Below are 26,611 nucleotides of genomic sequence, written 5' to 3'. Positions count from 1 at the left end.
CGTGGGCTCGGAGATGTGTATAAGAGACAGACATCACTGTAGCGCTTGATGCCAACGGAAACGCAAATATCACCGCTGCCGATGTTGACAATGGTTCTTCAGACAACTGTAATCTCACTTTATCTATTGATAAAACTTCATTTGATTGTTCTAAAGTAGGTGCGCAGACTGTTACCTTGACTGGAACTGATGCGAGCGGAAACACTGCCTCGGCTACTGCTACGATAACTGTTATTGATAATATTGCACCGGTATTCACTAACGCGCCTACCAACAAGACTTATCAAGCAGAAAACGGAAACTGTACGTTGAATGCATACTGGACAGTACCAGTGGTATCTGATAACTGTAATGCTTCAGTGACTAGTACTCATAACCCTGGTGATGCATTTCCTGTAGGAACAACACAAGTAACTTATACGGCTACAGACGCTGGAGGAAATACAACTACAGCTAGTTTTAATGTTACCGTTCAAGCAAGTCCTATGAATGTAGTACTTCAAGCAGATACGTATACTACTGCTTCTGGCATATACAACACTACATGTAGTGGCGCTGAAGATGGAAAAGTAATGCTCGCTGTTACAGGAGGCTGTGGTCCATACACTTACTTATGGAGTAATGGTTCAACTAGCAAAGACCTTAACGGTGTTGAAGCTGGCACATATAGTGTGACTGTAACCGATAACAACGGAACTCAGATCCAAAAGAATATTACCTTAACTTCACCAACAGCTATTGAGGTTGAAAAAGTAGTAACTACAGAGCAAACACTAACCGGTTATGGTGACGCAAACACCATCTACCTAGGTTTTGGTGAGCAGACTGCGGTTCTACAAGCAAATGCTACTGGAGGAAGTGGTGATTACACTTACACTTGGTCTCCGAACGAAGAAATAGCATGCTCTTTTGAAAATACTGTTACTGTAGCTCCTCAGGTTACTACTACCTACACTGTAGTTGTAACTGATTCAAATGGCTGCTCTACTACTGAAAGCTTCACCATCAATGTAATCGATGTTCGTTGTGATGATTACAACGCCCCTGGAGGATCAAATGGAGGCGGTAACGATGACGATGATGATGACAATAATGGTGGTGGTGACAATGGAGAAGTATTCGATTGCCAGTGTGAAGGTAAAATGCAAAACTTTACTGTAACCTATAATGGATTCTCTGGAGTAAATATTAAGGCCTATAAAAAGGATAAAAAGACCGTCATCAAAACCTTCTACAATGTTCAGAATGGTGATGAAATTCAGGTAACTGGCTTTGATCACAAAGGACGATTAGACAGCAAAACCTATTTAGAAATAGGTAGTGCTAAATATGAAATCCATACCTCATGCTCAATCAATATCATGGGTGAAACCTACGGACCATTTACCGTAATTGAATTTACAGATGGTGAAGGAGCTACTTGTTCTGGAAATGGGACTCCATCAACTGCCAATTTCGCAGGAGGTGTAAATCCTATTCTTAGTCATGCTGGTGGTTTTACTTATGGTGATGATGACGATGACGACAATTATAGTGATGACGATGATGATGACAATCACACTCATAACAGTACTTGTGGTCATGATGATGACGATGATGACAACGGAAGCACTTCAGGTTCAGATTGTCAGTGTGAAGGCAGAATGGAAAACTTCACTGTTGTTTACCAAGGTGAATCTGGGAAAACTGTTAAAGCATACAATAAGAAAATGAACTACCTCATTGAAACATACTATAATGTTCAATATGGAGACACGCTTGTTGTAGAAGGATTTGATAAGCACGACAGATTAGAGTCTAAAACCATGCTGATGGTTGATTGGACAAGCTATGAAGTACATACTTCATGCTCTATCAATATTCTAGGAGATGAAATTGGGCCATTCAAAGTAGTAGCTTATACCGATGGAGAAGGCTTCTCTTGTTCTCTTCCAACAGAAGGTGGAGACAATGGTGGCGGTGGTAACAATGGCGGTTGCGATGTTGACACCATCAACTGGACCGGTAATGTTACAATCTGTTATAATGGCCAAACCTACTGCGTAACGCAAGAAGAAGCTAAAAACTATTTAGCACTTGGAGCTAGCCTAGGTTCATGTAGCTTTAATATCACAGCCTCTTCCAAAGGTATCGCTGCTAAAGCCACAGGAGAGAATACTGACATAAACACTGAGATCAAGTTCGAAGTAAGTACCTACCCTAACCCGGCATCTGATTTGGCTAACATTACATTTAATGTAAACCAAGACGGACCTGTTACGGTAGCCATTTTCGATACTAAAGGTCTTCAGGTTGGCAATACCTTGTTTGAGGAAAATGCAGAAATCGACAGAAAATACACTGTAGTATTTGATGCATCATCTGTAAAAGAAGGTATCTATATTATAAGATTAAGAACCGCAGGATATATTGAAAGCAAGAAGCTAATGATTAAGAAATAAACTTATTCTTTTAATAGTACAGAAGAGGATCAACCAAAAGTTGATCCTCTTTTTTATTTATACCATCCCCTACTCATCAATTAAAACTGACACTTTGAACTTATATTTGTAACTCAAAGTTAGATTATGGAATTGACAGCAGACAATAAGCTTAGAAACCTTATCATTATTGGAGATCGTGTTTTAATTAGGCCTAAGAAACAAGCCGAAAAAACAGCAAGCGGTTTGTACCTTCCACCAGGAATTCAAGAAAAGGAGAAAGTTCAAAGCGGGTATATCATTAAAGTTGGCCCTGGGTATCCTATCCCTATGCCATTTGAAGATGATGAACCATGGAAAGACAATGAGGAGAAAGTAAAATACATCCCATTGCAGGTAGAAGAAGGAGACTTGGCTATTTTCCTTCAGAGAGGAGCCATTGAAATAATGTATGGTAATGAGAAACTCTACATTGTTCCTCAGTCATCTATTCTAATGCTTGAAAGGGATGAGATTCTTTGAATAGACAAAGATGAACAATACTAAAAAGAATTTCAGACAACAATAAACGCCAAACTCAACTGTTCTTTAACCAGTTAAAAAAATGAGTTTTGCCATTACTGAATCAGTCAGTTATCTTTACATATAAAAACCTCAATATTTAGTCAGAGTCGTTTTAACAAAAGACCGTTCTGAGTGAACATTGCGAAAACACAACAGGTTGAAATCAAAAGCTTGTTCAAAAACATCATATGAAATATAAAGCAATTAAATTTTCACGGAGTAATCAGGCTGAATTCATCAGCGACCTCCGTAAAAGGGTCAAAGAGTACTTTGAAACCAATGAAATTTCAGTTTATGGAAACACCACAATGGTTACAAAAACCATTGTAATGTTTTTGCTCTACTTTGCCCCTTACGCATTTATGCTCTCTGGCCTAATTACCAATACATGGATTCTACTGTTGATGTGGGCCATTATGGGAATCGGAATGTCGGGAATTGGTCTTTCCGTAATGCACGATGCCAATCATGGTGCTTATTCAAAAAACAAGCATGTAAATAAATACATGGGTTATGTAATGAATATTATTGGAGCAAGTGCCTTTAACTGGAAAGTACAACACAACGTTCTCCACCATTCATTCACCAATATTGAAGGTATGGACGAAGACATTGATCCAGGTAAACTAATGAGGTTATCTCCTCATGCTCCATTATTGAAGGTTCACAAACTTCAGCACATTTATGGTTGGTTCTTGTATGGTCTAATGACCTTCTTATGGTTAACTACAAAGGACTTTAAACAACTCTACCGATACAAAAAACTAGGCCTTTTAAAGGCTCAAAAAAGAACTTATACTGGCGTATTAATCGAAACAATCATTTCTAAAATCGTTTATTACGGATATGCTTTGGTATTGCCGTTAATCTTTATTCCTGCCCCAACTTGGGTAGTTTTATTAGGCTTCTTTATCATGCATTTCATTACGGGGCTTTCTTTAGGTTTAATTTTCCAACCTGCGCATGTTATGCCTACATCTGAATACCCGATTCCGGATGACACTGGCAACTTAGAAACTAACTGGGCAGTGCATCAGCTTTTCACCACCACAAATTTTGCCCCTAAAAGCAAACTATTCTCTTGGTATGTAGGCGGATTGAACTTCCAAATTGAACACCATTTGTTCCCGAACATTTGCCATGTTCATTATAAAAAAATATCTAAGATTGTGATGGAAACCACTAAAGAATACGGACTTCCTTACAATTCTGAAAAGAGTTTCTTTTCTGCTATTGCTGCACATGCCAAAATGTTAAAAAGTTTAGGACGTAACCAGCTAGCTTAAATCAGCATTAACACATAATTGACCTACTGAAATTTTTAGAATTGATCTATTGTTTTCAGTAGGTTTTTTATTGCCCAATATTAGCTGGTTATTGGTAAATAAAGCCCCCCTTCGGTAAGCACGGATTTCAAGGAAGGGATTGTAATTCCATAAAGAGACTATGCTCCTATGTTAGATACACTAAGGGGCTATTTAATCGAATCTTATTTTGAACTGTTTAGCAGGTGTTTCTAACCTGATGAAATAAGTTTAAGCAGTCCTATTTGCCTTTGGTCAAGAGTGCAAACTCCTTAGCATGATAGGTTAAAATCACGTCTGCTCCTGCCCTCTTAATACTCAAAAGGGTTTCCATCATGGTACGGTCATAATCAAGCCAACCCTTCATTCCAGCGGCTTTAAGCATAGCATATTCACCACTTACATTATAGGCTGCAATAGGTTGCGCATAATTATCTTTCAATAATTTAATCACATCTAAATAAGCCAAAGCTGGCTTTACCATTAAAAAATCGGCACCTTCTTCTATATCTAAGTCCGCCTCGATTAAAGCCTCCCGCTGATTAGCAGGATTCATCTGATAGGTTTTCTTATCTCCTTTTTTGGGGGCAGAATCTAGTGCATCTCTGAAAGGACCGTAAAAAGCACTGGCGTATTTCGCGGTGTACGACATAATGGAAACATTCTTGAAACCATTATCATCTAAAACCTCACGAATGTAGGCTACCCGGCCATCCATCATATCAGATGGACCAATGATATCGATGCCTGTTTCGGCCTGAGCCAAGGCCATTTTCCCCAAAACCTCGAGGGTTTCATCATTTAGGATTTCGCCATTCTTCATCAAGCCGTCATGACCATCAGAATTATAAGGATCCAAAGCCACATCCGTCATAATAGCAGCTTCTGGAAATTCAGACTTTATTCTTTTTAGGGCTTTTTGATAAAAGAAATTTGGGTCGAAACTCTTAGTTGCCACTTTATCCTTATAGTGTTCTGGCACCACGGGGAACACATCGAAAGCATTAATTCCGAGCTTTAAACAGGCTTCAATTTCTTTCAATATCTTCTCCAAACCCAAGCGGTAAATACCTGGCATTGAGTCTACTTCAATTTTATCATTGGCTCCTTCGAGCAAAAACAAAGGGAAAATAAAATCATCTGTGGTCACTTTGGTTTCTTCCACCATTCTCCTCACGGCTTCAGACTTTCTATTTCTTCTAGGACGGATGTTCATGCAGTAATAAATGAAAATGCTAAGCTTTCGGTTCAGAAAACTTCAAAATTGTTTGTGGCTCTACTTCACAAAATTAATGCATAAAGGATATCTATACAGCTTACCTTTATCTGCTTCAATAGTAGCTAGAATTACACAGATTAAATTCACAATTGGGATGATGATCAAAAATGGAATTCCAATAAGAAAGAATATTCCAATGCCTGCAATGAAGGTGTAAAGCAACATTGAAAGCTGAAAATTTAAAGACGCTTTGGCGTGCATAGCAATCACTTCAGATTCTTCTTTCTTTGAAAGCCAAATAATTAGAGGCACTATAAAACTTCCAAACGCAACAGCATATCCTAGTAAGGTTCCGATATGCGAGCCCAAAACCCATGGTCTTTCTTCACTTGTCATAATTCATCATCATTTTTATATTCTAAAATATCGCCTGGTTGGCAATCTAATACCTTGCAAATGGCTTCAAGCGTAGTGAATCGAATTGCCCGTGCCTTTCCTGTTTTTAAAACAGAAAGGTTGGCCAAAGTAATTCCAATCTGCTCCGCAAGTTCTTTGCTTTGCATTTTTCGCTTGGCCAGCATCACATCTAAGTTAACAATAATGGCCACTAGATTGTCAATTCTTTATCCTCTTTCAACTTCAAACCGTGATCGAACGCTTGTGCAACGACTAGCACAATTAAACCAATAAAAATTGTACTACTAAACACATCTGGTGAAAAACTTACTTCAATCGTTTTGGAAGCCGACTTGTCCAGTTCAAAATACTGGCCTGCAATATAGCTAATCCATAGATTCATCAATAGATGCACAAGACCGAGTCCGATTAAAATAAAACCCATCATTCGAACTCTTAAAACGTTTTCTACACTAAAAAAACCCTCTCCCAATGCCGATTTCACAAACTGGAGAAGGGTATGGATAAAGTAAACAGAAAAACCCATTACAGCCGTCAGTGCTAATAAAATCATTATTCGATAGCCTGTATTGAATGATATTACATAGTTCTTAATTGTCGATTTGAGCTCTGCCCCTTTTATAGAATTTTCATATTCTGTTTTAACAATAAGTCCCTCATCAACTTGCACATTTTCGTAATTCTCACGACTAATCTGAACAGTAAAATACCTCTCTGTATTTTCGAAAATTCCAAAATAGAGTACCATTACTAAACCAATTACCATTACAAAACGAGCAATTGTTAAAAAGACAATGCAGATTTTAATCAGTGTATTTTTTCTTTTCATATCGTTAAGTCTTTATCTGTTTTAAATTCTATTCCTTGTTTAAAGGCTTGTGCAGTAAGTATAAGTAGCAGACTGATATACATATAGTTCCATTGAAAACTCACCTCCTTCATATTTAAGGAGTAACCCTCTGGCAATGATAATCCCAAAGAGGTAAAGCCATCGGTGAAATAGCTTTCAAAGGCAAAGAGAATAATTGGGACAATGGTTAATAACCCACCTATGCGATATAACAATTGATAGTTACTTGTTATAAAAAAATCACCTTTGGAAAAATTCAGTATGAGCCTGCGTATCATCAGCAATATCAACACCTTAATGACAGTAAGTAGCAGCATCTCAAAAAGACTCAGGTAGCGATAATATTGTAAGTCAGCCTCATCTATTGGCAAATACACTTGCCCCGTTTTAGTAGGCATTTTATAGTGTTTTCCTCCAGCACTAACACTAATAAAATCATTCTATGTAGCCTTTGTATAATTATAATTAAGCCCGATGTTTTTTGGGCTTATTAAGTACTGATCAATAATGACTTTTCCCTCTCTATAAATGAAGTAATATTCTAAATCGAACTCAGGCACAGAGTATTTAAAAGTTGCAGTTTTTGAGCGCGCTCCAGTCAAGTCTTCACTCTGCTTCTTAGCAAAGCCTAAACCTACTCCCATAAACTGAATACCAGCTAAGGCTATAAACCATGCTATTGCCATACCTATCAAAATATTGGTTAGCCATAAAGATGCTTTCGAAACATTCATGTTTTCATTTTTTTCAAATGTAAGAATTATTTATCGTTAAACAATAATTAATTACCGCAATACAACGAAATAAAATCACAATAAACCTTTTCATAAATCCTCTGTCAAAGTGCCAATATGAAAAATCAAGTCACCAGAACCGCAATTATTTTTTTGTTCCTAGCTTTTGCAAGCAGCGCCCAAGCGCAGTTTTGGGTAGTGAAAGGAACTGTTCTAGATAGTGCCGACCGTGTACCCATGGTAGCTGCAACTGTCAGTATTACAAACAAAGCAGACGCTACTATGAAGGCACAAATAAGTGACCTGAATGGTGAGTTTAGAATTACAGGACTTCCTGATGGTAATTATGCTTTTAAAATCTCATTTGTAGGTTATCACGAATTCAAAAAAGACATTACCATAGCAGGTAGTACATATGACCTTGGCACAATTTTGCTTTCGGAAGACATTAAACAGCTGGAAGGAGTAACTGTAGAAGGTCTTGTAGACCGGGTTGAACAAAATGGAGATACTACCATTATGAATGCCGCAGCTTATAAGGTAAATCCAGATGCCAATGCCCAAGATCTTTTGGAAAAAATGCCTGGGATTATGGTAGTTAACGGTCAGGTTCAGGCCCAAGGAGAAAATGTAACACGTGTACTTGTAGACGGGAAAGAGTTTTTTGGGAACGACCCAAGTGCTGCTTTACAAAATTTACCTGCTGAAATTATAGAGAAAATTCAAGTTTACGATCAAGGTAGTGACCAATCTCAGTTTACTGGATTTATGGATGGTGAAACTTCTAAAGTTTTAAACATCATCACCAAAGCAAGCATGAGTAATGGCGAATTTGGAAAAGTATACGCTGGTGCAGGAACAGACGAAACCTATAACATTGGTGGAAGCATCAACCTTTTCAGACCAAAAAGTAGAACTACAATTTTGGCTCAAACCAACAATATCAACATTCAGAACTTTTCTACTAGCGATTTACTAGGAATAACTGCTGGTGGTGGCAGAGGCGGTCGAGGTGGCGGAGGCAGAGGTGGCGCTGGTGGTGGCAGAGGTGGCGCTGGCGGTGGCTTTTCTAACGGTGGAAACACAAGTGATTTCTTAGTAGGATCGCAAGGTGGTATTTCGACAACTAGAGCATTTGGTATCAACTACTCTTATCAGCCAAACAAAAAATTAGATTTCTCGGGCAGCTACTTCTATAACGAAAGCAGCAATAACTCTGACCAATCCATTTTCAGACAGTACACATTGCCTCAGAATGAAGGTCAGACTTATGACGAGAACACAATTTCACCAAGCACCAATATCAACCATAGGTTTAGCGCAAAGATTGACTATACAATCAATGAGAAAAACTCTTTAACAATTAGACCACAGCTTACACTTCAAGATAACGTTGGTTCTTCCTTTTTGTATGGTACTACAATGTTGAATAACGATGTGCTGAATACAACAAACACTGAGAACTCAAGTGATTTAACGGCCTATAACTTTTCTAACAATATTCTTTACAGACGTTCATTCGAGAAAAGAGGCCGAACGTTTTCAATTAACGTAAACACTGCGCTTAATAAAAGCACAGGAGAAAGTCTTCTTTTATCAGAGAACATTTTCTACGACAGACAAGGAAACCCTGAAAGTCAAGATTTCAGACAAAGCGCAACCTTAGACCAGCCAGGAATAACGCTCAGAGCAAATGCTACCTATACTGAGCCTTTAACCGACAAAAGTCAATTATTAATGACTTATCAGTATGGTTATCAGTACAATGACTCTAACAAGGAAACTTATGATTTTAATGAAAGTACAGGTCAATATTCAGACCTTAACATTCCTTTGAGTAACATTTTCAAAAATGACTACATTACTCACGGAGCATCTTTAGGCTATAACCTAAGAGGTACAAAATCCAATCTATCGGTGAGTGCAAACTATCAAATGGCTTCATTAGATAATAAGCAAACTTTCCCTACGGAAGATAATGTTAAGAGAACGTTCAATAACTTTCTTCCGAATGTCAATTACCGTTATAGTGTAGGCCGTACTGAAAACATAAATATTAGCTACAGAGCGAGTACGCAAGCTCCATCGGTAAGTCAATTGCAGAACGTAATTGATAACTCAAATCCGCTTTTCATTAGTGCTGGTAATCCAAACCTAGACCAAAACTACCAGCACAACGCGACAATTAGATATACTAAAACAAATACAGAAAAGTCTACCACATTCTTCGCAACACTGAACACTACTTACTCTGATAACTACATTGGTAACAATACCATTATAGCTTCAAGAGAAAACACGATGGTTGGTGATATCGCATTAGAGCCAGGAGCACAATACTCTCAACCAATGAATTTGGGAGGCTATTATAGCGTTAGAAGTTTCGTTTCATTTGGTCTTCCAATGGGCTGGGTTAAATCAAACTTGAACTTGACAGTTTCTGGAAATTACAGCCGTACGCCTGAAATGATTAATTCTGTAATGAACCATTCTTCTTCTCCTAGTATAGGTTTGGGGGCGGTTTTTAGCAGTAACATTAGTGAGAAAGTTGACTTTACACTCTCTAGTAATTCTAGCTATAGCACTACCAGCAATACGGTTCAAAGTCAGACCAACACTGAGGCATTTACACAATCAACCCGCTTGAGATTAAACTGGATTTTTGGGCCTAGCTTTGTGTTCAGGTCAGAAGTAAACCATACCGCTAACCCAGGCCTAAGCGATGGCTTTAATCAGAGTTACCTAGTTTGGAACATGGAGTTTGGCAAGAAGCTAATTAAAGACAAAGCTGAATTGAAACTGACAGTATTTGACCTTTTAAAGCAAAATCAGCGCATTTCAAGAAGCATCAACGGATCTTATATTCAAGATAGTTACTCGCAAATACTTACTCAATATGTTATGCTAACTTTCACCTTCAATATCAGAAGCTTTGGCAATGGAACTGTTCCTAACCTTGAAAACAGACAGGGTTTTGATCCAAGACAACGTTTCGGTGGAAATGAAGCTGGTGCTGGTGGAGCTAGAGGCGGTCGTGGTGGAATTGGAACAGGCAATATGTACTAAATTCAACCTTCGCAGGGAAGGATTTAAAAACTAAGTTTTAATTTTTTAACAAACTAAAATTTAAGTTTTCGGATATTAATAACTAGTTTCATGACAAGGTCACAATTCATGAAGCTAGTTATTATTTTTTTATACTCAATCTTGTGCTTTTCATATTGCATTTCACAAGAAGCAACCATTACAGGAACAGTGCTCGATAGTGCAGAACAAAAGCCCCTTTATTTGGCCAATGTGATACTTCTGCAACAAAAAGACAGTACCTACAAAGCCACAACTACTTTAGAACAAGGTGAGTTTAAGTTTTCGAAACTTACCAAAGGCACTTACAAAATCGATATTACCTATGTTGGCTTTAAGCCCTACTCTAAAACCATCGAGTTCGATAATAAGTCAATCGATTTGGGTCGAATATTTCTAGGAGAAGACCTTACACTTCTTGACACAGTAAGCGTGGAGGGCATTGCTCCTGCTGTAGTTTTAAAGCAGGATACCGTTGAATTTAACTCCTCTGCATATAAAACAACTTCCGAAGCCAACCTTGAGGATTTACTCAAAAAAATGCCTGGTTTAGAAGTAAAAGATGGAAAACTGACTTCTCAGGGAGAAGTAATCAATAAAATTATAGTAGACGGAAAACCCTTCTTTCAAAACAGTCCAGAATTCACTTTGAAGAATTTACCTGCAGATATGGTAAGTAAAATTCAGGTGATAGATGAAAAAAGCAAGGAAGCAATTTATACTGGTCATGATGATGGCAAAAGAGAGAAGGTACTGAATGTAGTAACCAAGCCCGAAAAAAGAAGAGGCTACTTTTCCAATTTGGGTCTTACTTATAGCCCTCCTGAACGATATAATGCTAGCGGAAACATAAATTTTATTCGAGGGAAAGATCGTTTCTCTATTACTGGCAGTTTTAACAACCTAAGTTCAGGCATGAGCCAGCAATATGTTGAAGTGGACGGAGGAAGAACAATGGTATCGGTAGGTGGACCAGGAGCAAGCGGGGGAATATCACAACAAACTAATTTTAGCACCTATTATTATTCGGAAATTGTTCCGAAACTTACAGCAAATGCCTCCTATTCTTACAGAGGTTCCATCACTAAATCCATTAACGAAACCTCGCAACAATACATTCAAGCCGCAGATTCGGGAAGGGTCTACAATCAAAGATCGGAACGTGAATCCAATAACCTAGGCCACAGCGCATCGCTAAGCTTAGAATACAAACTCAATGATAATAATCGGTTTACGCTAAGACAGAGCTTTTCATTAAACGAAGCAGAAAATTTATCGCACACTACAGGAAACACCTTTATAAATGGCGAGGAAATTAATAGTACCGACAACCGAAATTTTTCTGAGCGAGATGGAAATAACTTCGGAACTACCTTTAGCTGGTGGCATAAATTTGCAAAGAAAGGGAGAACCCTTTCTATAAACTCTAGCCTAAGTCAAAGCGAGTCTACCAGTATTGATTCTGTGCGGTCTATTAATCGCTTCAATACAGGTAATGTAAGCAATCAAGATTTCGATCAATTCAGTAAACCTCAAAGTTATACTCAAAGGTTTTCTACACAGGTTTCTTACACCGAACCCATCGGAGAAAAACAGAGTTTAAAGATTGCTTATAGAAGGGAATTTGATAAAACCGATGATGAACGACTATTACTTAATTACAATAACAACGAATCGAATTATACAGACATTGACACACTACGCTCGAGTGACTTCGACAACAGAGTGTCCAAGGATGAATTTAGCACGGGAATTCAGTTTAAAATCGGAGAAATCAATATATCAACGAGCGCAAAATACCTTCTTCAAAGAATTGAAAACGACCAGACCTTTCCTACTTCAACTGCCTTTGATAGAGGTTTTCAAGGATTTCTACCTAATATCAGCTTTTCTTTCAGAAACAAAGAAGGCAAACAGCTAAGATTGAATTACTCTCGAAGCATGGGGATTCCGCAGGCAAGCCAATTGCAAGATGTACTGGATAACAGAAACCCTTTATTTCTAAGAAAAGGCAACCCACAGCTCTCTGAAAGTTACTCTAACAGATTAGGACTTACTTATTCCTTATTCAATAGGGAAACTAAATCTTATATTTCTCTCAACGTATCTGGAGGAACCACTGAAAACAGCATTGTAAATAGTACGATAATTGGAAACGGAACAAACAGCCCTGATGGTGTTGAGTTACCTGTAGGCGCAAGATTAAGCATGCCCGTAAATATGGATGGCAGAAGAAATATGAACGGGAACATCAATATTTCAAAGCCCATAGAAAAATGGAAGATAAATGTTCAAGTAAGTGGTTCGGCCAGTTTCAGTAGAAACCCGCAGTTTTTAAACGGTGTAATTCAAGTTTCGGAAAATGCTAATTATGGCCTTGGGTTCTCGGTAAACAGTGATTTTAGCGAAAAGCTCGATGTATCGTTAAGCGTAAGGCCGGGTTTTTCAAACGTAAAAAACCCGACTAATGAAGCCGGAAACAGACGTTATTCTCAAATGACTTCTGTGATACGCGCTGCATACAAATCGGAAAGTGGCATATACTTTACTACTTCTCTTGGCCATCAACAAAACGGTAAAGTGGGCAATATTGATGGTACGAGTCAGCTTATTTGGAATATGTCGTTGAGTAAGTCTTTCTTCAAAAAGAAAATGGATTTTAGCATAACTGCCAATGATTTACTTCAGCAAAGTTCAGTGATTAATAGAAATGTAACTTCGGAATACATTCAAAACTCTGAGACCAATGTGTTGCGCCAAGTTTTTAGGTTTAGGCTAGGGTACAAATTGAATAAATTTGGCGGGGCTAAATAGAAAGATTTAATATGGTGCGGCCTCTGCCTCTTTACTCAAATCTATTATCAGACTATTCTTTTCAGATTGATTCTTTAGCAATTCCATGGCGTGAGATTCTTTGGTAGCCTTATAGTTAGAATAGCGCGCCATTAGGCCATAAATCACTGCAGCAATGGCTAGCAACACAAAAAAAAGGTTGATTATTCTTCTCATTAGTGGTTTAAGGTTGATAACTAACAGGACTTGTTTACAACAATTCTGCCAGATATCTTAATCACTTTAATTTAAGCAATTTGAGAGTAATAAGAAACTAACTTATTTGCTTCTTCGGCCTTTCCAGAAGGAATTGGAATGGTATAACTCTTACTCGATTTCCTATGCCCTATTCCTGATTCAATGGTAAATACCATCACATTCATATTGAATTGCTCTTGGATTGTAATTTGCTTCGGACGATACCCAAACTCATTCACAAGAATAAGCTTACTGTTATAAATAATAGAGGATTTGGCGAAATGAATTTCGGCCATATGAATTTGGCTTTGCCTATTTAAATCAGTTCTCGCCTTAAGAATTGCCACATATTTACCCACTAGAAAGGAAATACCTGAAATCAGGATTATACAAACTATCACCTCTATTAACTCAAGCCTATTCCAAAGCGAAAACCCTGAAACAAGGCCCATTAATGCAGCGGCAGCCCAACCAAAACCTGTAGCATTCCTGATATTATCTTCATATTTAGCCTTATAAAAGCGCCTCCATTGTTCTGAGTCAATTTCCCATTTGGCAACTACTTCCTCATCGCCATTCTTTACTTCCTCTGCTCTCTGCTGGCTATAACCACGATTATTCTTTATAATCGTCTTTAGGCTGAATGCAGTAATGAGTATTCCTAGAAAAAGAACCATGCCTTTATCAAGGCTCACTCTATCCACAGACATAAAAACCACCATTAAGATACAAACGCTAAGGCCTGCAATCATTAAAAGGCTTAACCCAAATATTAAAATTGTAAATCGAGGTTTTTCGTAAACTTTCATTTTTTAATAGATACGAATGGTTTCGAAAGTATTAGAACAAGCCTCTAATTCAACTGGTGCTCCATCAAATACCTGCATTGAAATAAGCATGGCCAAAGCTTTAAAGCTTATATCTTTTGTGCTGTCTTCAGTTACACCATCAATCACCACCATTCTAAACAGATAGGTAGAGTCTTTTTTTGTCAATTGAACTGATTTTTTATTGCCATCGGCAAACTCAGATTCAACCAAGTACTCACCGAGTTTTTGAGCATCAGCTTCTGTTACCAAATCAGTGTAGTAAACGTCTGTGCCATTAAATTCTAGTTTCTCTCCGTAGCCCGAAGAGCTAAAAACGAAGTATGTGATTACAGCAATCACAAGGAAAATTCCAGATAGTACCTTTTTCATTTTTCTATTTTTACGGTGTTATAAAGTCGATTTTAGGGTAAAATATGGCTGGGTATTTGTTTGGCTGAAAAAACCACAGGACGGTTTTTCTTATAGTAAGGAACAAGCCTAAAAAAGAGTATGGCTAAAAAGCTAAGGGCAATAATCCATGCCCCAAACATGGTCAAAACAATAAGCATAAGCCCAAAAAAGATGGTTGAGGCAATAACCTCTAGCCAATAAGTAGACTTAGACTTGCCTGAACTAAAGCTTGTTAGTCCATTCACTTCTAAGCGCTGCAACAGGGAACTTACAAACTGACGATAATCATCCGATTGATACTCAAAATTTGCAGGCCCAATATACCTTCTGCTGCTCAAAACAATTTTGTCCGACCTTGTTTCTATTGCACATTGATAAATATTATCGTAATGCCTCGTTGGCTTAAAGCTAAGGTGAACACCATGAACATCTTTCAGGTCCCATTTTGAATGTTCATTGGAAATAGCTCTATCGTCTAATGTATAAACCTGTTCCTTATCAAAAGCACTAATCCGATTCAAGTAAGTTTCCATGGCTAAACTATTTTGGCTTCTGCCCTTATTACTTGATAAAGCTAGATGGAATAGAAGCCTTTTAACATCCCTCTTAAAAGGCAAAAGTGAGTCAGTGCTAGCACTGACTCACTTACTTTAAAAAAGGAAAGCCTCGCTCCCGAGGCCTTCCAAATCGACCACTATTTAAGGCACCCAACTCGAGCCAAAAATAATCTTGGTATACTGACAGAACCATAGCGTAAGCCAACACCAAGAACCTCAATCACAGTGTGGCTTTGCTAGGGTTTCAATCAATAATCAACAAACGCTTCCCTTCTGGAACGCAGTTTTTCTTTTACAAATCGCCTTTATCTTTTTCAGCATTTATTTTCTTCAAAAGCTGATCTAGTTCTGAGGGAGAGATGGCTTCAGGAAGAATAAGCCCTAAGTATTCAGTCTTTTCGAAGCCCTTAAACCTATAGATTTTCTGCGTTCCGCTATTGTCTATATAAATAAGGTCTCCTTGGTATTGCTCTGTTCTGAAATTTGTATTTCTTTCAATTACACCTTCTACAATTAGTGAAAACTTTCCATCTTTCAGTTTAATTAAAACAGCCTTTTCGTTGTTTACTGAAAGCTTGTTTAGTGCCCCAAAGTAAAACCCTTCCTTTTGCGGATATTCGGCTATAAAAGTTGAGCCACTGTGCCGATCATAAATCAATTCACTCCACAATTCTGACTCTGCTTGGTTGTTGACGTATACGCGTTTTACATCAACTATCGGTTTTCCATTGATAAAAAATGCAACATTTTTATCTCCCCATTTTAACACCTTGCTGTCGGTAGGCCCCATAACTACTCTACTTGTGCCTTCTATATTATCTTGGGTAAAATAGTCCTTAAGCTCGTAGGTTATACTTCTTGCTGTATCACGCACATAGGCATCGGGGCTACCTAGATTACCAAAAAATTGCAAATAGTCTACCACAGGCTCACCATTTCCATCCCATAGATTATAAGTAGCTCCTATTCTCTTAAAGGTATTTGGCTGAGCTTTTGCAACTACTGGTTTTTCTTTAGGCTTTGAAGGGTCCACTTTTAACTTAGTTGCTAAACTTGCTACCTCATTATCTGGCACAAACTCAGCTGGTAGAAAATCGCCTGGTTCAATACTTTTAAAGCCTTTGAAACGATAAGCCTTTACTACATTCAGTGCATTGGTATAGAAATGGACAACATCATCACCATCCATTAGGCTGTAATCATAATTACTCATTCCCTCACCCTTTTCAAAAATAACCCATTGCCCCTTTTCAAGCTTCATGATATAGGTTTGAGCTGAATTCCAAGGCAAAGCCTTCATGGAGCCAACCTTAGTTGTTCCTTTCAAATCGTATTGCATACCGTAGCTTGCGTTCGTAATTGAATCATAAACTACTGCACCATATTTTAACTGATCGGCATAAAGTTTACGAGAACCTAAATTACTCTTGATTAAGCGTGTGCCTCCTACAAAGTAGGTGATGTTCTTATTCTCGTTATATAAGTAGTAAATTGATTTCTCACCCTTTGAAAGCAGGGTTACAGGTTGATTCTTAAATTCCTTATCATCTGCTTTATCATAGAAACCATCTAATCTATAATAAGCCGAAGTAAGCGGAAAGTATAGAACTTGTTGATTATCGGGAGCCCAAGTGGCTGTTTCGGCAATACCAGAGACTACGGTGCCATCAACCGTTTTTAATCGATATTTATTTTTGGGAAGGTTGTCGTAAACAATACTGTTAAAATTAATAGAGGGATAGCGTTCTTTTAATTGCTTAAGTGGCTCCTCTAAGTACTCCGTAGTGTGTATATCACCAGGTTTTCCTTCATCAAATTTTGTACGAAAATCAGGCAAGATAAACCAACCATCAGCCCCACCAAGGTATGACAATATGAGTTTGTCCCCTTCTGGTAGCTCCAATTGTTTTCTAATATTTACACTATAACCTTTTGAAACCAATACATAGGTACTATCTGTCATTTTAGCCCAAAACCGATTCTCTTCTAATAACTCTGCCTTCTTAAGCCCCGGCTTTTCTTCTGGCTGTTTAATAGCCAAGAATGATTTATTCTGATTGGTCAAATAGTTAATACTATTAGCCCCTACATCATATCTGTATTTCCCTGTAGTTACAATAAGTCCCTTCTGGAAAATAGTTGGGTAATTAGGGCTACCTGCCCAGAAAATATCATCAGGGTTATGAGATACAATTACACCTTCATGCCAAGTGGTATGATTCGATGATTTGTTATAGCCTTTTAATATAACCGTAGCATTTATTGAGGCTACATAAGTAATGTAATCGTCTGTACCAGAAATAAGGTTAGGGTTGTATGCAGGTACTATTTTCCCATTAATTGCTACGCTAACTTTGGCATATTGTCTAAAATATTGTGCTCTATTGTCTTCTGGAGCCATTTCGGTTCTACCCGTAATTTGCCCATCGGCATAAGTGATTTTACGTAATACTAAACTAGACCTTCCAAATTGCTCATCTAACACTTCACTTTTAATCCAGCTTCCTTGAGCATCGTATTCATAGTAGTGTTTTAAAACAGATTGTTGGTTATTCCCTAAGTTCTTGGTGGTTTCTTGTACTTTAAGCTTTGTTGTTTTATCGGTTAGCGTAATGATGGTGAATGTACCATTTGCAGTTGCGCGGGTTTCGCCAGTTACTTCATTTCCCCCTTCATCTTTATACTCATATATAGAAATAACCCTAGCACTATCTTCTCCTTGAAGCTTTTGAGAGGTTTTAGTAATTCTATTTAGCCCATCTCTTTCTGTGTATATAGCTCCTTTCCACTCACCATTTTCGAGCACCTCTGTTGCTATAAGCTGATCTTTGTTATTATAGCTATAATTTTTAACCGTAGTAATTAAACCTTGTACTTGTGTAGTGGTAGTTAATATGCCCTTTTTATAATCATACTTGGTGTTGCGCAGATTTAAGCCAGTAGCCCCGTTCGAGATTTTCTCTACTTCCAAAACTCCCTTTTTATCTAATTCATAACTGTATTCATACTTATTACCAGTCAATAATTCATCTCGGCTTATGCTTATCAAACTGCCTTTTTCATCATACTTCTCAGTTTCGATTATGGCTTTTTGCAGGCCCTTTTCTGCCACAAACTCATAGTATGTATTTACTATACTGTTGGCTTTACCCTTTACTCCTTTAGATTCTAAAGTAACCGCTTCAAATAATTGGGCCTTTGCAGAAAAGCCATAAAGCATAAATAAGAGTAAGATGAAGTTTTTCATGAGTACAGCATTTAGTGGTCAATCAAGGCCATTATAAATCAAGGCTTTGGATTATTGTAAAATTAAAGCCACTCTGTACGGGAAGGAATACGCTAAGCATGGGGTATTTGCATCCGTGCTAATACGGATAAGGATTCCTAAAACTAAAAATTTACAGCAGTTCTTAGATCAAATTATTCGCGTAAGCAAACTTGATAAGCCCTACCAAGGAGTTGGTTTTTGTTTTGCGGAAAATGTTCTTTCTGTGAGTTTCTACAGTACGTTCACTGATAAAAAGCTCTTCGGCAATTTGCTTGTTGGAATATTCCTGAGAAATCAGTTTGAGAATTTCGCGTTCGCGCGAAGTCAATAGCTTTCCTTCATCGGGTTCGTAAAGGCTTTTCACAAGCATGGCATTAATATCGGTAGACATGTACATTTTGCCTCCTCTTACCGCATAAATGGCTTCAATCAGTTCTGCCTTGGTGTCTTTCTTTAATACATAACCATTCACGCCTTCTTTCAGAATTTCCTTTACCAAATGGGCTTCATCGTGCATGCTCAAAATGATGAACTTCATATCGGGGAAAAGGCGTTTGGTTTTTTGCACCAAACTCAATCCGTCATCATCTCCTAGGTTATAATCGGTAATCACCAAATCGGGTTTGTGTTTGTCGATAGAACGGATAGCATCTGGAACGGAGCCCACAGCATCTACCACAGAAAGCATTTCATCTTCTTCTATCAGCTTTTTTAAGCCATCCAATAATATGGAGTGGTCATCGACAAGGAGGATTTTCATCGTTTCGGCTATTTGTTCCTTGCCTACAAAATTGAACAACCATTTCATCAGGGCAAGGTATTCTTACTAATCTATTAAAAATATCCGATTAAGCGGTGATTTGTTTTTCAGTACTAGTGGGTATTCTCTTAATCGAAGCCTCATGCAAATTAACAGTCATCATAGTGCCTCTTCTATCAGGATGACTATCCAAATCGAACTCCCCTTTAATTAAATTTAAACGCGTTTGAATATTCTTCCAGCCGTTACCCTTACCGTTGTAAAAGAGTTCAGTATCAAAGCCTTTTCCATCATCTTCTACTGTTAAGGTCAATTCGGTTTCGTCTCTGGTAAGCTGAATTGTGATGTGACTTGCGCCTGCATACTTCATTACATTATTCACCCATTCTTGGCAAATTCTAAAAAGAGAAATCTCAACAATTTCGGGAAGACGCTCTTTATTACTGAATACAATCACTTCGCAAACCACCTTCTTACTCTGAGTAATACGATCTCCAAACTCTTTTAAGGCAGTAGTTATCCCCTTTTTCACCAAGGTTTGAGGCATTAAATCGAAACATATGGATCGCAGTTCGGCATACATATCGTTGATTACTGATTCTCCGTTTTTGAAAACTTCTAGTCTCTTTTCTGGATGTTGAGCGTCCTTATCACTCAATCCTGAAAGGTTGAGTTTAAGCACAGAAATAAGTTGACCAAAACCATCATGTAAATCTCTAGCAAAACGGTTTCGCTCCTTTTCTTGAGAGTTGATTACTGCGTTTAGTTCTGCTTCGCGAAGTTTAAGTTGGGCTTGTTGAAGAATGAGCTGCTCATTCTTTTTTGCTCGGTTACGCACCAAAAAGATTACAGCTAAAAATAGAATTGCAATCAAAATTAAGCCAATCATCAACAAGCGATTTCGCTCAAGTTTTAATGCTTGTTCACCAAGTTGGGCTTCTTGCAAAGCAATTTGTTGCTCTTTCTTTTCAGTTTCGTATTGTAGCTGCAACTCTTCCAATACCCTCCGCGAAGCAATATTGTACATTGAGTCGGAAACAGTTTTGAAAGATTTGTAGCTAAACAAAGCTTCTTTATACCTAGAAGCTTTTTCTAAAAAATCACTTTTTACTAAAAAGGATTGTTGCACGCCTTCTTTAAAACCTATATTCTCGGCTATTTCCCTGCCTTTATCTAGCGCGGTAAATGCACGATCAATTTCGCCCTTTTCTCCATATACCCTACCTACATTTATATAGGCTGATGCAATCCCAGTGCTGTCTGCTAAAGCCTTCCTCATCGTTAAAGCTTGCTCATAATATCCTACAGCCCTATCTAAGTCATTCATGTAGAAGTAACAATTACCTAGAGACTCTAAGCCATTGGCTAATCCACGTTTATCATTGAAGGTCTCTTTTATTAAGTTGCTCTTTTTTATATAGTTAATGGCCGAATCAAATCTGCTTTGCTCATAATATATAGTAGCCAAATTGGAGTATATATACCCTTGATTTAGGGTAGAATTACCTTTTTCCGCCATTTTTGAAGCATTTTTATAAACTTCAATTGCCTTTGCGTAATCCTTCAGCCCAAACTGGTTAATAATTCCTATCCATATCAAAGCGCTAGAAGATCCTGCATAGTTATCGATACTTTCATAGAGTTTTTGAGATGCCAAATAATGAGGTAAGGCTTTTGCATAGTTTGATAAATCATATTCAATATTACCCAATGTCATCTCTGAATATGCTTGGATTGTCACCTCGCCTAATTCACTGGAGATTTTCACCACTTCATTCAAAACTTGCTTTGCTTGTTCTGATTTACCCGTAAGACTTAAGGCGGCACCATGAAATTGCCCTGTCTTGGCGATTCCTAGTTTCCAATTTATTTTTTTGGCTGTTACATAAGCACTGTCAATATATTTAGATGCCGTTGAAAAATCAGACAACTTAAGTATATCATGAATTGCTAAATATGTTTCTATTCTAGTAGAGTCATCATCTACATTTTTCAGAGAATGCTTTAAGCTATCGAGGTTCTGAGCATTTAAAAACACAGAACATAGAAGGGCAGAACATACAAGGATCAAAAGTCTCATTCACGTAAGTTATATGCTATTACCAAAAACAGGAGTGAAAAATATCAACACTCACATTTCTATGAATCAGAATACTATCTCAATAAACATAAAAAAAACCGACTTAAGGCACTCCGTTTATGGAGAGTTCAAAAGTCGGTTTTTAAAATGAGTCTAAGATTGCTTAAGCAGCAAATTCTCTGATTGTCTTCTCAATAATATCGCAGCATTCATGTAGTTGCTCTTCTGTCATTACCAACGGAGGTGCAAAACGAATAATATTGCCATGGGTTGGTTTGGCCAATAATCCGTTTTCTTTTAACGCCATACAAATATCCCAAGCAGTTGAACTGTCTTCGGTATCGTTAATCACAATAGCATTTAAAAGTCCTTTACCTCTTACTAAGGTAATTAGGTCGGTAGTTTCAATAAATGCGCTCATTCTTTCTCTGAAAATTTCGCCCAATCTTTGCGCATTTTCAGCAAGCTTTTCATCTTTAATTACTTCTAAAGCAGCTATAGCCACTTTAGCTGCCAGTGGGTTTCCTCCAAAAGTACTTCCATGCTGCCCTGGCTGAATTACTTCCATAATAGGATCGTTGGCCAATACAGCAGACACCGGATACACACCACCAGAAACAGCTTTACCTAAAATCAATACATCTGGCTTTACGTTTCCATGGTCACATGCTAAAAGCTTACCCGTTCTGGCAATACCCGTCTGTACTTCATCGGCTATAAACAGTACATTATTCTCTTTACACAAACGGTCGGCTTCTGTTAAATAACCGCTATCTGGAACATATACTCCAGCTTCACCTTGAATAGGTTCGACTAAGAAACCTGCTACATTTTCTTCGGCTAAGGCTGCCTTCAAAGCATCAATGTCGTTGTATGGTATTTTGATAAACCCTTTGGTGTAAGGGCCAAAGTTCTTCTTGGCTACTGGATCGTTCGAAAAGGAAATGATCGTTGTTGTTCTTCCATGGAAGTTATCTTCACAAACAATAATTTTAGCTTCATTTTCAGGAATTCCTTTTCGCTCGTAAGCCCACTTTCTACAAATTTTAATAGCAGTTTCAACAGCCTCGGCTCCCGTATTCATAGGTAAAATCTTATCGAAACCGAAATACTCGGTCATGTACTTTTCATACATTCCTAGTACATCGTTATAAAAAGCGCGAGAAGTTAAGGTCAGTGTTTCGGCCTGGTCTTTCAAAGCTTGAACAATTCTTGGATGACAATGCCCTTGATTTACAGCACTATAAGCAGATAGAAAATCGAAATATTTTTTCCCTTCTACATCCCAAACATAAACACCTTCACCTTTGGCCAAAACAACCGGTAGCGGATGGTAATTATGCGCGCCATACTTGTTTTCTAGATTAATTGCTTGTTTGCTATTTTGAACTGTTTCCATCTGTATTAAATTTTATATTTGCTACCCAAAATCAGGGGTAGGCCAAAGGTAAACAAACTAATTTAGCCCAAAAAAGATGTCGAAGGATTCTAAATCAAAATCAACATTTGTCACAGAAAAAGAAGATTATTACCTTGACGAACTGGGCAGAATGGTTTTTACAGCTAAATACCACTTAAAAAGAGGCTATTGCTGTAAAAATGGTTGTAGACACTGCCCTTACGGCTATAAAAAATGACAAACCATTTCGAGAATCTCTCTATTAATCCCAGTGAACTTCCGAGTTTAGAGGAAGTCAATTTCAAACCAATAGACCCCAACTACCTTAAAGTAAGCCTGATTTCATCAGCCCTGTTTTTTGTAGCACTAGTGGCAGGAGCTATTGCCATTATTGAGTTTTCTGATTTTGAAGAGAAAACGAATGGCTATCTTATATCAATGGGGGCTATACTTCTTTTTTTGGCCGCCAATATCACACTCACTATTCTGGGTTTTAAAAAGAAAAAATATGCCCTCCGCCAACGCGATATCATTTACACCAAAGGCTTAATTTGGTCGGTACGCACCACTGTGCCCTTTAACAGAATACAACATGCAGAACTGAAGCAAGGCCCAATAGAAAGGTTGTATAAAATAAACAGCTTAAAACTTTTTACGGCAGGCGGACAAAGTAGTGATTTGGTTATTCCAGGCTTACCAGATGATGAAGCCCTCTCGATGAAAGATTTCGTACTCAAGAAAACCGAAGAGGATGGAGCAGAACAATCATGATTTTTCTATTCCGCAGCGCCAACCTTCTGTAGCCATTGGCATTATTCTGATCAAATTTTTCAGAATGACAATCAAGGCCATGTGGCCTATTCTAGTTTCACTAGTAATTGGTCGCAGAGCAGGCTCTACCTTCGATGACATTATTCTATATGTAGTGATTGGTTTTGCTGTTTATAACCTCTTGGGGTCTATTCTTACATACTTCCGCTTTTACTATTATATTAAAGACAACGCCATAGTGTTGGACAAAGGAGTATTGAAAAAGACGCGTACAAATATTCCATTTGAGCGTATTCAAACTATAAACTTTAGTCAAAACCTACTTCATCAATTATTCAATGTAGTAAGTGTAGAAATTGATTCGGCTGGCGCGAATAAATCGGAAATAAGTATTGATGCGCTTAGAAAAGATGAAGCCATTGCTCTAAGGGATTATATTATGGCCGAGAAAAAACAACTGATTGAAGAATCAGGAACGGAAGAAGAAAAAAGCATTATTGCCGATAAAAGCCCTTCTGATTTGCTGCTCCATTTAAAGCCTAAGGATTTAATTAAAGTGGGAGTAAGTCAAAACCACCTGCGCTCTATGGGCATTATTTTCGCCTTTGTTTTTACTACCATAAATGAGATTACCGATAACATAAGCGATTTTATTGCCGACCAATTGGGCCAATATGAAAGTTATGTTGTGAATAACACCCTTTTTGCTTTTGTAGCTTCTGTGGTGCTCGTTACGGTTATTTCCTTCTTGTTTTCGCTAGTCAATTCAATTTTAAAATATTACGATCTCAAACTATGGCTCAGTAATAATGGGTTAAAATTGGTTAGAGGCTTATTCAATCGAGAAGAGGTAACTATAAATAAAAACAAGGTGCAGATGGTGTCTTGGTCTACCAATCCAATCCGGAAAATTTTTAAAATGTACACCTTACAAATTGCCCAAGCATCGAGTACCGAAGTAAATGCGCAAAAGTCTAAAATCAATGTACCAGGAAGTTACAAACACCAAATATCTAAGGTGATTAATATGGTTTTCCCTTCTGAATATTTAGGTGCTGAAGCCAAACACTTTATCAGCCCTCTTATTAAGCTTCGAATTATTTTTTTCTATGGGCTTATTCCTTCAGCACTTGGTTTGAGTACTTGGTTTCTGATTGAAGAAGCGGCCTTTTATTTCTTACTCATTCTTCCGCTTTCTTTTTTCTTAGGAAGAGCATATTATAAAAAGAGGAGTTATGAAATCAATGAAGAACTCATTAGAAGTAACAGTGGAATAGTAGGTACCGAAAATATGCTAACTCAAATTCATAAGGTACAGGCCGTACGAGTAAATCAAAGCTGGTATCAGCGTAGAAAACAGTTGGCTACAATAAAACTCTATACTGCCGCAGGCGAATTAAGTATTCCGTTTATTAGCCTCAGCGAAGCACTTCAATTGGAAAGTTTTATTCTTTATCGCATCCAAACAGATAAAAGAGAGTGGATGTAAACAAGCTCTCATTAATGTATAAACTCAAAAACAATGACTGAAAACTTATTGATGATTCTGATAGGTTTATCAATAGTAAATATCGGAATCAACCTCGTTAAAAAGCCTAAAGTCGATATTAAACCACAACTCAAGCAGGTAGAAGATTTAATGGTGAAATTTGATTTGACCCTAGAGCGAACGGAAAAATCGATCAAAGATGAATTTCAAAGAAATAGAACGGAATCAAATTTTCTATCAAAAACTAATCGAGAAGAACTGACCAATAGTCTGAAATCATTTGAAGAGAAATTTGCGGAAAACATTAAAGAGTTAAATGAATTGCTGCGCCAGAAATTTGGTGATTTTTCTATTCAACAAAACCAAATCAATAAACAAACCACAGAGAATGTAAAAGAAGTAAAGCTTTCGGTGGAAAACCAACTCAAATCTATTCGTGAAGACAACACCAAACAGCTTGACGAAATGAGGAAAACGGTGGATGAAAAACTCCAAAAAACATTAAATGAGCGTTTAAGCCAGTCTTTTGAAACTGTAGGAAAACAATTGCAGGCTGTTCAAGAAGGCCTTGGTGAAATGAGAAGTTTAGCCACCGATGTGGGCGGTCTCAAAAAAGTATTGAGTAACGTAAAAATGCGTGGCGGCATTGGTGAAATACAGCTTTCCATGTTGTTAGAGCAAATTCTAGCCCCAGATCAATACGAAGCTAATGTAAAAACAAAAGCTAGTAGTGCCGATTTAGTCGAGTTTGCGATTAAACTACCCGGCAGAGATGACTCTGGTAAGAATGTATGGCTTCCCATTGATGCGAAATTCCCGAAAGACATTTACGAACAACTTCAAGAAGCCTATGACGAAGGAGACCAAGCGAGGGTTTTAATCGCCCAAAAGAACCTTGACAACACCATTAAGAAAATGGCTAAAGACATCAGTGATAAATACATTGATCCGCCTAACACCACCGATTTTGGCATTATGTTTTTGCCTTTTGAAGGAATTTATGCTGAAGTAGTTCGCAAAGCGGCTTTGCTCGAAGATTTGCAAAGAAATTACAAAATCATTGTCACTGGCCCTACTACCCTAGCGGCTATTCTCAACAGTTTACAAATGGGCTTCAAAACCTTGGCCATTCAAAAGCGCAGCAGCGAGGTTTGGCAAGTTCTAGGTGCTGTTAAAAAAGAGTTTGAAAACTTTAGTGGAATAATGGAAAAGGCACAAAAAAATATTCAGACTGGCCTTAATCAATTAGATGACGTAATGGGCAAAAGAACCCGCGCCATCCAGAGAAAACTAAAAGGAGTTGAAGCCTTAAGCGAAACCGAAACCAAAAATATTTTACCTGAGCTTTCTGATGGCTCGTTGCTTCTAGATGATGAAAACGATGACTTGTAAATAGCAACTCACAACATTCAATTTAAACTACTTTTCGCTTTAGCCAGTTTAAC

General features: G+C 37.8%; 23 protein-coding genes. 9 read left to right on the top strand and 14 right to left on the bottom strand.

The features are described from left to right. The first annotated feature begins 176 nt into the window (after positions 1–176). The 3 genes from AWW67_RS03725 (at position 177) to AWW67_RS03715 (ending at position 4,270) form a co-directional block, all read left to right on the top strand. Entirely contained in the window at positions 177–2,441 is a 2,265-nt protein-coding gene (locus AWW67_RS03725) for an HYR domain-containing protein (protein WP_062300353.1), read from the top strand. A 126-nt stretch (positions 2,442–2,567) separates the two neighbouring features. Continuing rightward, the gene (locus tag AWW67_RS03720) at positions 2,568–2,942 is read left to right on the top strand and encodes a co-chaperone GroES (protein ID WP_053224799.1); all 375 of its coding nucleotides are present in this window, start codon (positions 2,568–2,570) and stop codon (positions 2,940–2,942) included. Between the two features lie 230 nt (positions 2,943–3,172). Beyond that, complete coding sequence (locus tag AWW67_RS03715) at positions 3,173–4,270, top strand: fatty acid desaturase family protein (RefSeq protein WP_053224798.1); 1,098 nt, start codon at positions 3,173–3,175, stop codon at positions 4,268–4,270. A gap of 259 nt (positions 4,271–4,529) precedes the next feature. On the opposite strand, the gene hemB is transcribed toward AWW67_RS03715, so the two are convergent. Genes hemB through AWW67_RS03685 form a run of 6 tightly spaced genes read right to left on the bottom strand, consistent with a single transcriptional unit; the run spans position 4,530 to position 7,508 of the window. Further along, positions 4,530–5,504, bottom strand: coding sequence for a porphobilinogen synthase (hemB, locus tag AWW67_RS03710; protein ID WP_062300351.1), 975 nt, complete (start codon positions 5,502–5,504; stop codon positions 4,530–4,532). Positions 5,505–5,564: 60 nt separating this feature from the next. After that, positions 5,565–5,903 (bottom strand): DUF4870 domain-containing protein, encoded by a 339-nt coding sequence (locus AWW67_RS03705; RefSeq protein ID WP_053224796.1) that lies wholly within the window; start codon positions 5,901–5,903, stop codon positions 5,565–5,567. After that, positions 5,900–6,115 carry a helix-turn-helix domain-containing protein gene (locus tag AWW67_RS03700; RefSeq protein ID WP_053224795.1) on the bottom strand — a complete coding sequence of 72 codons (216 nt, stop codon included), beginning with the start codon at positions 6,113–6,115 and terminating at the stop codon, positions 5,900–5,902. Before AWW67_RS03700 ends, AWW67_RS03705 begins: the two co-directional genes overlap by 4 nt. After that, on the bottom strand, positions 6,115–6,753 hold the full coding sequence (locus AWW67_RS03695; protein WP_062300349.1) for a DUF2975 domain-containing protein: 639 nt from the start codon (positions 6,751–6,753) through the stop codon (positions 6,115–6,117). Before AWW67_RS03695 ends, AWW67_RS03700 begins: the two co-directional genes overlap by 1 nt. After that, positions 6,750–7,172 (bottom strand): DUF2975 domain-containing protein, encoded by a 423-nt coding sequence (locus AWW67_RS03690; protein WP_062300347.1) that lies wholly within the window; start codon positions 7,170–7,172, stop codon positions 6,750–6,752. The genes AWW67_RS03695 and AWW67_RS03690 overlap by 4 nt, the downstream gene beginning before the upstream one ends. Before the next feature lie 42 nt (positions 7,173–7,214). Next, complete coding sequence (locus tag AWW67_RS03685; RefSeq protein ID WP_062300346.1) at positions 7,215–7,508, bottom strand: hypothetical protein; 294 nt, start codon at positions 7,506–7,508, stop codon at positions 7,215–7,217. A gap of 117 nt (positions 7,509–7,625) precedes the next feature. On the opposite strand from AWW67_RS03685, the gene AWW67_RS03680 reads away from it, so the two are divergent. Continuing rightward, a complete protein-coding gene (locus tag AWW67_RS03680; RefSeq protein WP_062300343.1) occupies positions 7,626–10,574 on the top strand; it encodes a TonB-dependent receptor in 2,949 nt (982 codons plus the stop codon). Between the two features lie 90 nt (positions 10,575–10,664). Next, positions 10,665–13,406, top strand: coding sequence for an outer membrane beta-barrel protein (locus AWW67_RS03675; RefSeq protein WP_062300341.1), 2,742 nt, complete (start codon positions 10,665–10,667; stop codon positions 13,404–13,406). Between the two features lie 6 nt (positions 13,407–13,412). Here AWW67_RS03675 and AWW67_RS03670 read toward each other — a convergent pair whose 3' ends face one another. The 8 genes from AWW67_RS03670 to rocD form a co-directional block, all read right to left on the bottom strand. Further along, positions 13,413–13,601, bottom strand: coding sequence for a hypothetical protein (locus tag AWW67_RS03670; RefSeq protein WP_062300339.1), 189 nt, complete (start codon positions 13,599–13,601; stop codon positions 13,413–13,415). A gap of 71 nt (positions 13,602–13,672) precedes the next feature. Then, a complete protein-coding gene (locus tag AWW67_RS03665) occupies positions 13,673–14,431 on the bottom strand; it encodes a hypothetical protein (RefSeq protein ID WP_062300338.1) in 759 nt (252 codons plus the stop codon). A gap of 3 nt (positions 14,432–14,434) precedes the next feature. Then, positions 14,435–14,821 carry a hypothetical protein gene (locus tag AWW67_RS03660; RefSeq protein WP_062300336.1) on the bottom strand — a complete coding sequence of 129 codons (387 nt, stop codon included), beginning with the start codon at positions 14,819–14,821 and terminating at the stop codon, positions 14,435–14,437. Between the two features lie 32 nt (positions 14,822–14,853). Further along, a complete protein-coding gene (locus AWW67_RS03655) occupies positions 14,854–15,375 on the bottom strand; it encodes a hypothetical protein (protein WP_062300335.1) in 522 nt (173 codons plus the stop codon). Between the two features lie 316 nt (positions 15,376–15,691). After that, positions 15,692–18,646: a hypothetical protein gene (locus tag AWW67_RS03650; protein WP_062300333.1), complete on the bottom strand. Its 2,955-nt coding sequence runs from the start codon at positions 18,644–18,646 to the stop codon at positions 15,692–15,694. Positions 18,647–18,809: 163 nt separating this feature from the next. Further along, positions 18,810–19,427, bottom strand: coding sequence for a response regulator (locus tag AWW67_RS03645; protein WP_141655372.1), 618 nt, complete (start codon positions 19,425–19,427; stop codon positions 18,810–18,812). A gap of 88 nt (positions 19,428–19,515) precedes the next feature. Continuing rightward, positions 19,516–21,507: an ATP-binding protein gene (locus tag AWW67_RS03640; protein ID WP_082793967.1), complete on the bottom strand. Its 1,992-nt coding sequence runs from the start codon at positions 21,505–21,507 to the stop codon at positions 19,516–19,518. 163 nt (positions 21,508–21,670) lie between these two features. Beyond that, positions 21,671–22,906 carry an ornithine--oxo-acid transaminase gene (rocD, locus tag AWW67_RS03635; protein WP_062300328.1) on the bottom strand — a complete coding sequence of 412 codons (1,236 nt, stop codon included), beginning with the start codon at positions 22,904–22,906 and terminating at the stop codon, positions 21,671–21,673. 76 nt (positions 22,907–22,982) lie between these two features. On the opposite strand from rocD, the gene AWW67_RS19245 reads away from it, so the two are divergent. The 4 genes from AWW67_RS19245 to AWW67_RS03620 are packed head-to-tail and all read left to right on the top strand — an operon-like array spanning position 22,983 to position 26,558. Then, a complete protein-coding gene (locus AWW67_RS19245; protein ID WP_176699989.1) occupies positions 22,983–23,144 on the top strand; it encodes a C1orf53 family protein in 162 nt (53 codons plus the stop codon). Beyond that, positions 23,141–23,677 carry a PH domain-containing protein gene (locus AWW67_RS03630; RefSeq protein WP_062300326.1) on the top strand — a complete coding sequence of 179 codons (537 nt, stop codon included), beginning with the start codon at positions 23,141–23,143 and terminating at the stop codon, positions 23,675–23,677. Before AWW67_RS19245 ends, AWW67_RS03630 begins: the two co-directional genes overlap by 4 nt. Continuing rightward, on the top strand, positions 23,658–25,166 hold the full coding sequence (locus AWW67_RS03625) for a PH domain-containing protein (protein WP_062300324.1): 1,509 nt from the start codon (positions 23,658–23,660) through the stop codon (positions 25,164–25,166). Before AWW67_RS03630 ends, AWW67_RS03625 begins: the two co-directional genes overlap by 20 nt. A gap of 33 nt (positions 25,167–25,199) precedes the next feature. After that, a complete protein-coding gene (locus AWW67_RS03620) occupies positions 25,200–26,558 on the top strand; it encodes a DNA recombination protein RmuC (protein ID WP_062300322.1) in 1,359 nt (452 codons plus the stop codon). The last annotated feature ends 53 nt before the right edge of the window (positions 26,559–26,611 follow it).

It is taken from the genome of Roseivirga seohaensis, assembly GCF_001592945.1.
Taxonomy (GTDB): Bacteria; Bacteroidota; Bacteroidia; order Cytophagales; family Cyclobacteriaceae; genus Roseivirga; species Roseivirga seohaensis.
This window is presented reverse-complemented; position numbering and strand designations above follow the sequence as displayed.

Bases quoted from the DNA above. Each gene is read 5' to 3' on its own strand.
- AWW67_RS03720 (WP_053224799.1), top strand. From the start codon at position 2,568: ATGGAATTGACAGCAGACAATAAGCTTAGAAACCTTATCATTATTGGA.
- AWW67_RS03715 (WP_053224798.1), top strand. From the start codon at position 3,173: ATGAAATATAAAGCAATTAAATTTTCACGGAGTAATCAGGCTGAATTC.
- hemB (WP_062300351.1), bottom strand. From the start codon at position 5,504: ATGAACATCCGTCCTAGAAGAAATAGAAAGTCTGAAGCCGTGAGGAGA.
- AWW67_RS03705 (WP_053224796.1), bottom strand. From the start codon at position 5,903: ATGACAAGTGAAGAAAGACCATGGGTTTTGGGCTCGCATATCGGAACC.
- AWW67_RS03695 (WP_062300349.1), bottom strand. From the start codon at position 6,753: ATGAAAAGAAAAAATACACTGATTAAAATCTGCATTGTCTTTTTAACA.
- AWW67_RS03690 (WP_062300347.1), bottom strand. From the start codon at position 7,172: ATGCCTACTAAAACGGGGCAAGTGTATTTGCCAATAGATGAGGCTGAC.
- AWW67_RS03685 (WP_062300346.1), bottom strand. From the start codon at position 7,508: ATGAATGTTTCGAAAGCATCTTTATGGCTAACCAATATTTTGATAGGT.
- AWW67_RS03680 (WP_062300343.1), top strand. From the start codon at position 7,626: ATGAAAAATCAAGTCACCAGAACCGCAATTATTTTTTTGTTCCTAGCT.
- AWW67_RS03675 (WP_062300341.1), top strand. From the start codon at position 10,665: ATGACAAGGTCACAATTCATGAAGCTAGTTATTATTTTTTTATACTCA.
- AWW67_RS03670 (WP_062300339.1), bottom strand. From the start codon at position 13,601: ATGAGAAGAATAATCAACCTTTTTTTTGTGTTGCTAGCCATTGCTGCA.
- AWW67_RS03665 (WP_062300338.1), bottom strand. From the start codon at position 14,431: ATGAAAGTTTACGAAAAACCTCGATTTACAATTTTAATATTTGGGTTA.
- AWW67_RS03660 (WP_062300336.1), bottom strand. From the start codon at position 14,821: ATGAAAAAGGTACTATCTGGAATTTTCCTTGTGATTGCTGTAATCACA.
- AWW67_RS03655 (WP_062300335.1), bottom strand. From the start codon at position 15,375: ATGGAAACTTACTTGAATCGGATTAGTGCTTTTGATAAGGAACAGGTT.
- AWW67_RS03650 (WP_062300333.1), bottom strand. From the start codon at position 18,646: ATGAAAAACTTCATCTTACTCTTATTTATGCTTTATGGCTTTTCTGCA.
- AWW67_RS03645 (WP_141655372.1), bottom strand. From the start codon at position 19,427: ATGAAAATCCTCCTTGTCGATGACCACTCCATATTATTGGATGGCTTA.
- AWW67_RS03640 (WP_082793967.1), bottom strand. From the start codon at position 21,507: ATGAGACTTTTGATCCTTGTATGTTCTGCCCTTCTATGTTCTGTGTTT.
- rocD (WP_062300328.1), bottom strand. From the start codon at position 22,906: ATGGAAACAGTTCAAAATAGCAAACAAGCAATTAATCTAGAAAACAAG.
- AWW67_RS19245 (WP_176699989.1), top strand. From the start codon at position 22,983: ATGTCGAAGGATTCTAAATCAAAATCAACATTTGTCACAGAAAAAGAA.
- AWW67_RS03630 (WP_062300326.1), top strand. From the start codon at position 23,141: ATGACAAACCATTTCGAGAATCTCTCTATTAATCCCAGTGAACTTCCG.
- AWW67_RS03625 (WP_062300324.1), top strand. From the start codon at position 23,658: ATGGAGCAGAACAATCATGATTTTTCTATTCCGCAGCGCCAACCTTCT.
- AWW67_RS03620 (WP_062300322.1), top strand. From the start codon at position 25,200: ATGACTGAAAACTTATTGATGATTCTGATAGGTTTATCAATAGTAAAT.